Below are 6,776 nucleotides of genomic sequence, written 5' to 3'. Positions count from 1 at the left end.
GCTCCCGGCGGCGGGGGGGGCCCCCGGCACCCGCCGGGCCCCCCCCCCCCCTCCCGTACGTCCTACTGCTCCCCGCCCTTCGGGCGCAGCAGCGCCGTGAGGTGCGCCGCCGCCGTCGACAGGTGGTGACGGGCCTCGGCGACCTGGGGCTCGCTCACGCCGTGGTCGCGGGCCGCGTCCCGCACGTCGTCGCGGAAGCGGTCGAGCAGCCGCTCCAGGTCGCGGGCCGGGTCGCCGGTGGGCTCCTGGCCGCGCGGCCACTCCGGGTCGCCGCCCGCCGCGTCCGGCTTCGCGTCCGGCTTCGCGTACGACGGCCAGGGCGTGGCGGGGCCCTGGCCGGTGCCGGACCGGGCGAGGCCGCCGAGCTGGGCGGTCAGGTCCGACAGACCGTCGCGCACCGCCGAGGGCCAGTCGCCCTGGGCCACCCGCTCCTGGAACTGCTGGGCGATCCGGCGCATCTCGTGCGCCGTGGCCTCCTGGGCGGCCTTCGCCTGCATGCGCGTGTTCTGCGCCTCCTCGCGGGCCCTGCGGGACTCGTCCTTGGCCCGCCGCGCCTGCTCCTTCCACTCCTGCTTGGCCCGGCGGAACTCCTCCTTGGCGCTCTGCCAGCCCTCGTCCTGGACGCCCTGCGCCGTACGGGTCTGCTTGGCCGCCGTGCGCATCTCGTGCCGCAGCTGCCCGGCCGCGCCGCGCACGTCGTCGCGGATCTCGGCGGCCAGCTCGGAGACCGACTCGCGGATCTCCAGCTCCAGGTCGGCCAGTTCACCGCTGCGGCCCGCCAGTTCGGCGCGGCCCGCGTCCGTGATCGAGTACACCTTGCGGCCGCCCTCGGTGGCGTGGGTGACCAGGCCCTCGGCCTCCAGCTTGGACAGCCGGGGGTAGACGGTGCCCGCGGAGGGCGCGTACAGGCCCTGGAAGCGCTCCTCCAGGAGCCGGATCACCTCGTAGCCGTGGCGCGGCGCCTCGTCCAGGAGCTTGAGCAGGTACAGCCGCAGTCGGCCGTGCGCGAAGACGGGGGACATGTCAGAGCACCTTTCCGCTCGGGGTGCCGGGCCCGCCGGACTCACCGGGGGACGGTTCGGGGGAGTCGGGGAAGGCCGCGTCGAAGGCGTCGTCGCCGTCGGCCGGGGGGCGGCGCAGCAGCGCGATCGAGCCGGAGACGGTGGTGGCCTTCAGCTGTCCGGACCCGGCGCCCAGGGTCCCGGTGATCTTCTTGGCGCCCCACTGCCCGCTCACCCGCAGGTCGTCGAAGGCGTTGGAGACCGCGCCGCTGGTGGTGTTGGCCTCCACCCGGGCGTCGGCCGGCTGCGCGAGGCGGATCGCGATCTCCCCGGAGACGCTGTTCAGCCGGATGTCGGCGGGCCGCGCGCCCGGGTCCAGGTCGACCACCATGTCGCCGCTGACGGAGTCGGCCCGCACCGAGCCGCCCGCGCCCTCGATCACGGTGAGGTCGCCGGAGACGGAGTGGAAGCCGAGGTCGCCGGTGAGGTTCTGCGCCTCGACGTTGCCGGAGACGGTCTCGGTGCGCACCGGCCCCGAGAGCCCGACCAGGGTGGTGTCACCGCTGACCCCGCGCACCGCCGTGCGGCCCCGGACCCCGGAGACGACGGCGCCCGCGCCGACCACCCCGACCTCGACCGAGGCGGCGCCCGGCACCGCGAGCGTGACGACCGCGTGGCGCCGCCAGCCCTTGCGGTCCAGCCACTTCAGGAAGCCCTTCCAGGGCAGGTCGTCGTAGGCGACGGTGAGGGTGCCCGCGTCGTACGTGACCACCAGCGGCGGCCCGTCGATCTCGGTGACCTCGAGGCGGGCGGAACCGGAGTCCGTCCCGACCACGTTGACCATTCCGTTGACCACGCGCACGTTCAGCGCGGTCACGGGTTCGTCGAAGGCGAGCGTGGTCGGTTCGGCCACGTGCAGCGGTGACTCTGGCATGGTGCTGACCTCCTCGGGCCGGCGGGCCGCTACCCCCGAGGGGCCGGCGCACTCGACGCAACATATCGCGTCTCTTGCTAGACACGATATATCGCGGTTACCGGAAGTCAAGCGCCTCCCGGACCACTCCGGGCCCGCGCCCCCCTGACCGGGTGCCCATGACGCCACGTAACGGGAGAAATTGACCTAGCGTATGGCCCATGAACGCGACACCCGGACCCGTCGGCGCACTGCTGCTCTGCCGCGCCGACCCCGACGCCGTACGCCCGTCCGCCCACCTGCTGCGCGAACGGCTGCTGCTCGCCCCCGCCGGCGACGAGTGGAGCGTCCTGGTCCCCGAGGGGCGGCCCTGGCAGGAGGGCGCCGCCCCGGTCGACGCGGTCATGGCGGGCTGGGCCTCCGCCCTCGCCATCGGGGTGCCCTGGCCGGTCCTCGCCCTGTGGTGGGACGGCGAGCGCGCCGGGTACGCGCTGGCCTCGGGCTTCCGCCGGAGCATCGGGTACGTCTGGCTCGCCGACGGCACCCCGCTCGGCGAGGACGAGGCCATGCGCAGCTTCGCCGCCCGGCTCGGCCTCGACCCGGTCCTCGACGTGCAGGACCTGGAGCCGCTGACCGGCCCCGACCCCGACACCGACGCCCGCTCCCGGCTCCTCGGCCTGGTTGCCGTCCTCGCCCGCACCGGGCTCGCCCTGCCCGCCGGGCTCACCCCCGGCGAGAGCGCCGACCGGCTGCGCTCGGTCGCCGAGGCGCACGACGCCGAACACGTCGAGTGGTCCGGCTGGCGCGGTGTGGTGCGGGCCGAACTGGACGTGGTGGAGGGCGGCCCGATGGGCCCCTACCTGCGCGGACCCAAGGCCCGCCTGCTCGGCGCCGTCCAGGTCGGCGCGGGGCTTCCGCTGCTCGCCTGGGCGGTGCGCCGCAGGTCGGGCGGCTGGGGCGTGGCGGCGGCCGTGCTCCTGGCCAACGGCGCGCTGGCGCTGGCCTACGACCGGCTCAGGGAGGAGCGGCCCTGAGCCCCGGGCCCGCCCGGCTCAGTCCTCGTCGTCCTCGTCGTCGAGCCGCGCCAGCCACGTCGCCAGGCGCTCCACCGGGACCTCGAAGTCCGGATTGAGGTCGACGAAGGTGCGCAGCTGCTCGGCGAGCCACTCGAAGGTGACCTCCTCCTCGCCTCGCCGCTTCTCCAGCTCCTCGATGCCGCGGTCGGTGAAGTACAAGGGGTGCTCCGTAAGGGCTGGTGAACTGGCTGGTGACGACTCTCGCCGTCCAGCATAGAAGGGCCCGGCACCCCCCGAGGAGCGCCGGGCCCTTCCGTACTGCCGTACCGCTACCGGTGACTAGGCGTCGAAGACGTCCGCCGCCAGCTGGGCCTGCTCGGCCTCGTGGCGCTTCTTCGAGCCCACCGCCGGGGACGACGAGTGCGGGCGCGAGATGCGGCGCAGGCGCTCGCCGTGCGGGATGTCCGCGCCGACGGCCAGGTCGAGGTGGTCGATCAGGTTGAGCGCGATGAACGGCCAGGCACCCTGGTTCGCCGGCTCCTCCTGGGCCCACAGGTACTTCTCGGCGTTCGGGAACTTGGCGATCTCGGCCTGGAGCTCGGCACCCGGCAGCGGGTACAGGCGCTCGAGGCGGATGATCGCGGTGTCCGTGACGCCGCGCTTCACGCGCTCCGCCTCCAGGTCGTAGTAGACCTTGCCGGAGGTGAAGACGACCTTGCGGACGTCGGCCGGGTTGACCGAGTCGTCACCGATGACCGGGCGGAAGCCGCCCGTGGTGAACTCCTCCGCCTTGGACGCGGCGGCCTTCAGGCGCAGCATCGACTTCGGCGTGAAGACCACCAGCGGCTTGTGGTGCGGGTTGTGCGACTGCCACCGCAGCAGGTGGAAGTAGTTCGACGGCAGCGTCGGCATGGCGACCGTCATGTTGTTCTGCGCGCACAGCTGCAGGAAGCGCTCCGGGCGGGCCGAGGAGTGGTCCGGGCCCTGGCCCTCGTAGCCGTGCGGCAGCAGCAGCGTGACGCCGGAGTGCTGGCCCCACTTCTGCTCGGCCGAGGAGATGAACTCGTCCACGACCGTCTGCGCGCCGTTGACGAAGTCGCCGAACTGCGCCTCCCACATCACGAGCGCGTTGGGACGGGCCAGCGAGTAGCCGTACTCGAAGCCCATCGCCGCGTACTCCGAGAGCAGCGAGTCGTAGACGTTGTAGCGCGCCTGGTCCTCGGACAGGTAGAGCAGCGGGGTGTAGTCCTCGCCGGTCTCCTGGTCCACCAGCACCGCGTGGCGCTGGCCGAAGGTGCCGCGGCGGGTGTCCTGGCCCGACAGGCGGACCGGGGTGCCCTCCATCAGCAGCGAGCCGATGGCCAGGGTCTCGCCCATGCCCCAGTCGATCGTGCCGTCCTCGACCGAGGCGGCGCGGCGCTGGAGCTGCGGCAGCAGCCGCGGGTGGACCTTGACGTTCTCCGGGATGTTGGTCTGCGAGGCGGCGATCCGCTTCACGACCTCCTGGGAGACCGCGGTGGTCACCGCGACCGGGAACTCGGCCTGCGGGCTGCTCACCTGGACCTGCGACGGCTGGCTGGTGGCCTCGCGGACCTCCGCGAACACCTTCTCCAGCTGGCCCTGGAAGTCCTGCAGCGCCTGCTCGGCCTCTTCCAGGGTGATGTCGCCGCGACCGATCAGCGACTCGGTGTACAGCTTGCGCACCGAGCGCTTCTTGTCGATCAGGTTGTACATCTGCGGGTTGGTGAACTGCGGGTTGTCGCCCTCGTTGTGACCGCGGCGGCGGTAGCAGATGAGGTCGATCACGACGTCCTTGTTGAACGCCTGGCGGAACTCGAAGGCGAGCCGCGCGACGCGGACCACGGCCTCCGGGTCGTCGCCGTTCACGTGGAAGATCGGCGCCTCGATCATGCGGGCCACGTCGGTGGCGTACATCGAGGAGCGCGAGGACTCCGGGGCGGCGGTGAAGCCGACCTGGTTGTTGATGACGATGTGGACCGTGCCGCCGGTGCGGTAGCCGCGCAGCTGCGACATGTTCAGCGTCTCGGCCACGACGCCCTGGCCCGCGAAGGCCGCGTCGCCGTGCAGGGCGACCGGCAGGACCGTGAAGTCCGTGCCGCCCTTGTTGATGATGTCCTGCTTGGCGCGCACGACGCCCTCCAGGACCGGGTCGACCGCCTCCAGGTGCGAGGGGTTGGCGACCAGCGAGACCTTGATCTGCTCGCCGTCCAGGCCGGTGAAGGTGCCCTCGGCGCCCAGGTGGTACTTCACGTCGCCGGAGCCGTGCATCGACTTCGGGTCGAGGTTGCCCTCGAACTCGCGGAAGATCTGCGCGTACGACTTGCCGACGATGTTCGCCAGCACGTTCAGCCGGCCGCGGTGGGCCATGCCGATGACGACCTCGTCCAGGCGCGACTCGGCGGCCGAGTCGATGACCGCGTCGAGCAGCGGGATGACGGACTCGCCGCCCTCCAGCGAGAACCGCTTCTGGCCGACGTACTTGGTCTGCAGGAAGGTCTCGAACGCCTCCGCGGCGTTCAGCCGGCGCAGGATCCGCAGCTGCTCCTCGCGCTCCGGCTTGGAGTGCGAGCGCTCGATGCGGTCCTGGATCCACTTGCGCTGCTTGGGGTCCTGGATGTGCATGAACTCGACGCCGGTGGTGCGGCAGTACGAGTCGCGCAGCACGCCGAGGATGTCGCGCAGCTTCATCAGCGACTTGCCGGCGAAGCCGCCGACCGCGAACTCCCGCTCCAGGTCCCACAGGGTGAGGCCGTGCTCGGTGATGTCCAGGTCGGGGTGCTTGCGCTGGCGGTACTCCAGCGGGTCGGTGTCGGCCATCACGTGGCCGCGGACCCGGTAGGAGTGGATCAGCTCGAAGACGCGGGCGGCCTTGGTGACGTCGTCGTCGTGCGAGGCGTCGATGTCCTTGAGCCAGCGGACCGGCTCGTAGGGGATCCGCAGCGCCTTGAAGATCTCGTCGTAGAAGCCCTCCTCGCCGAGCAGGAGGTTGGCGACGATGCGCAGGAACTCGCCGGAGGCGGCGCCCTGGATGACCCGGTGGTCGTAGGTCGAGGTGAGGGTCATCACCTTGGAGATGCCCAGCTTGTTCAGGGTGTCCTGGGAGGTGCCCTGGAACTCGGCCGGGTAGTCCATCGAGCCGACGCCCATGATGACCGACTGCCCGGGCATCAGGCGCGGCACCGAGTGCACGGTGCCCAGGCCGCCGGGGTTGGTCAGCGAGACGGTGACGCCGGAGAAGTCGTCCATCGTCAGCTTGCCCACGCGGGCGCGCTTGACGATGTCCTCGTAGGCCTGCCAGAACTCGAAGAAGTTCAGGGTCTCGGCCTTCTTGATGCCCGCGACGACCAGCTGGCGGTCGCCGTTGGGCTTCACCAGGTCGATGGCGAGGCCGAAGTTGACGTGCTCCGGCTTGACCAGGGTGGGCTTGCCGTCCTTCTCCGTGAAGGAGTGGTTCATCGACGGCATGGCCTTGATGGCCTGCACCATCGCGTACCCGATGAGGTGGGTGAAGGAGATCTTCCCGCCCCGGGCGCGCTTGAGGTGGTTGTTGATGACGATGCGGTTGTCGAACAGGAGCTTCACCGGCACCGCGCGCACGGAGGTGGCCGTGGGCACGCTCAGCGAGGCGTCCATGTTCTTGGCGACCGCGCCGGCCGGGCCGCGCAGCGTCACGAACTCGGGGCCCGCGGGAGCCTCGGCGGCCGGCTTGGCCGCGGCGGGCTTGGCGGCGGGCGCCGGAGTGGCGGCCGCGGGCTTCGCCGGGTCGGCCGGGGCCGCGGCGGCGGGCTTCGCGGGCGCGGCCGGGGCCTGCGCGGCGGGGGCGGC

Annotated in this window: 5 protein-coding genes; 1 reads left to right on the top strand and 4 read right to left on the bottom strand. The window is 72.1% G+C overall.

The genetic code is table 11. The features are described 5' to 3' along the window. Nucleotides 1-62: 62 nt before the first annotated feature. Together ABT160_RS45935 and ABT160_RS45930 are read right to left on the bottom strand one after the other, a co-directional pair. The gene (locus tag ABT160_RS45935) at nt 63-1,022 is read right to left on the bottom strand and encodes a PadR family transcriptional regulator (RefSeq protein ID WP_351656095.1); all 960 of its coding nucleotides are present in this window, start codon (nt 1,020-1,022) and stop codon (nt 63-65) included. Between the two features lies 1 nt (nt 1,023). Next, nucleotides 1,024-1,935 (bottom strand): DUF4097 family beta strand repeat-containing protein, encoded by a 912-nt coding sequence (locus tag ABT160_RS45930; RefSeq protein ID WP_351656092.1) that lies wholly within the window; start codon nt 1,933-1,935, stop codon nt 1,024-1,026. A gap of 200 nt (nt 1,936-2,135) precedes the next feature. Here ABT160_RS45930 and ABT160_RS45925 point away from each other — a divergent pair, with 200 nt between their 5' ends. Then, the gene (locus tag ABT160_RS45925) at nt 2,136-2,948 is read left to right on the top strand and encodes a hypothetical protein (protein ID WP_351656089.1); all 813 of its coding nucleotides are present in this window, start codon (nt 2,136-2,138) and stop codon (nt 2,946-2,948) included. 18 nt (nt 2,949-2,966) lie between these two features. On the opposite strand, the gene ABT160_RS45920 is transcribed toward ABT160_RS45925, so the two are convergent. Further along, on the bottom strand, nt 2,967-3,149 hold the full coding sequence (locus ABT160_RS45920; RefSeq protein ID WP_018535226.1) for a DUF6104 family protein: 183 nt from the start codon (nt 3,147-3,149) through the stop codon (nt 2,967-2,969). Between the two features lie 120 nt (nt 3,150-3,269). Beyond that, nucleotides 3,270-6,776: multifunctional oxoglutarate decarboxylase/oxoglutarate dehydrogenase thiamine pyrophosphate-binding subunit/dihydrolipoyllysine-residue succinyltransferase subunit (locus ABT160_RS45915; protein ID WP_351656087.1), on the bottom strand; the 3,507-nt coding region annotated here is incomplete at its 5' end.

Source organism: Streptomyces sp. NPDC001941 (genome assembly GCF_040296945.1).
Classification (GTDB): Bacteria; Actinomycetota; Actinomycetes; order Streptomycetales; family Streptomycetaceae; genus Streptomyces.
Note: the sequence above shows the minus strand (reverse complement) of the source record. Positions and strands in the feature narration are given on the sequence as shown.

Coding starts and splice junctions, on each gene's coding strand:
- ABT160_RS45930 (WP_351656092.1), bottom strand. CDS start 1,935: ATGCCAGAGTCACCGCTGCACGTGGCCGAACCGACCACGCTCGCCTTC.
- ABT160_RS45925 (WP_351656089.1), top strand. CDS start 2,136: ATGAACGCGACACCCGGACCCGTCGGCGCACTGCTGCTCTGCCGCGCC.
- ABT160_RS45935 (WP_351656095.1), bottom strand. CDS start 1,022: ATGTCCCCCGTCTTCGCGCACGGCCGACTGCGGCTGTACCTGCTCAAG.